General features: G+C 65.1%; 1 protein-coding gene. It reads right to left on the reverse strand.

All coding sequences use genetic code 11. From position 1 onward, the window contains the following. A partial coding sequence (locus tag NS4_RS31005) for a condensation domain-containing protein (protein WP_157106357.1) occupies window positions 1–1,290 on the reverse strand: 1,290 nt, incomplete at both ends.

A 1,290-nucleotide genomic window follows, 5' to 3' on the forward strand; every position in this document is an offset into this window, starting at 1 on the left:
ACCGAACTCACGGGCGGTCCGACGGATATTCGTGGTGATGCCGGGCGGGATCTGGAAACTCGTCGATGCACCGCGGGAGGACCGCACCGGTGGCCGAGGTCTATCGGTGGGCAGTTCCAGTTCCGTCGGCCAGCCGGCCAACTCCGCACGCCAGAACTCGGCCTGATCACGCCAGCAACCAGCGGCGAGCGTGTCGCGTTGCCACTCGGCGAAATCACCGTACTGCACTTCCAACTCCGGCAGATCCGGATCCACCCCGGTGACGAAAGCGTTGTAACACCGGGACAATTCGCGAGCCAGCACCCGATACGACCACGCGTCGGTGACGGAATGGTGCATCGTGACGACAACCACGTGATCGTCGGAGTCGCCGCGAACGGCAGTGATCCGCACCAGCGGCAGACGGGTCAGATCGAACGGCTCCGACACCACCCGGTCGACACACTCCGAGATCGCCCCTTCCGAATCACATTCGACGACCTCGACGATCGTGGGGTGATCGGCGGAAACAACCTGCTCCGGAATCACCTCGCCGCCGGTCAGATGAGTGCGCAGGACCTCGTGCCGAGCCGTCACCGTTTCGAATGCCTGTGCCAGTGCCTCCAGATCCAACGTGCCGCGCACGCGGACCGCGAACGGCACGGTATAGGTGGGGCTGTCGGGTTCCAGCTGCTGCATGAACCACAGTCGGTGCTGACCGAACGAGGCCCGAGCAGGTCGGCCCCGGCGCACGAGCGGCGGTATATCGGTCGCGGCCGCATCGCTGGTGCCGAGTGCCGCGGCGAGACCGGCTATCGTGGGTTCCGCGAGGAAGACGCCCAGCGCGATATGTCGACCCGTGCTCGACTCGATCCGGCTCAGCAAACGAATGGCCAGAAGCGAATCGCCACCGCAGTCGAAGAAGTTGTCGTGTGATCCGGCCGCGTCCGGTCCGAGCAGCTGTGTCCAGAACTCTGCGACGAACGCTTCCAGCTCACCACGGGGATCGGCGCGGCCCTCGACGAACGTTTCGCTGCGAGCGCGGGGTCGCGCAGCGGTGAGGGTTTTTTCGAACAGCGGCTGATCCGGATGAGCCACGACCGAATCGAGCAGGTTCGCGAAAGAATTCATCCATTCGCTCGCCCGCGCACCGTCGATCACGTCCCGTGCGCAGACCAGGAATCCCTCGATGGTGTGGTCGTCGTCCTCGACCACCAGATCGAGATCGGATTGGCAGCCGCCGGGAGTCAACGGCGCCAGCCGTTCGGTATCGGTGCCGGCGAACTGCCATTCGGTGCCCGAAGGCGGACC

Source organism: Nocardia sienata NBRC 100364 (assembly GCF_001613205.1).
Taxonomy (GTDB): domain Bacteria; phylum Actinomycetota; class Actinomycetes; order Mycobacteriales; family Mycobacteriaceae; genus Nocardia; species Nocardia sienata.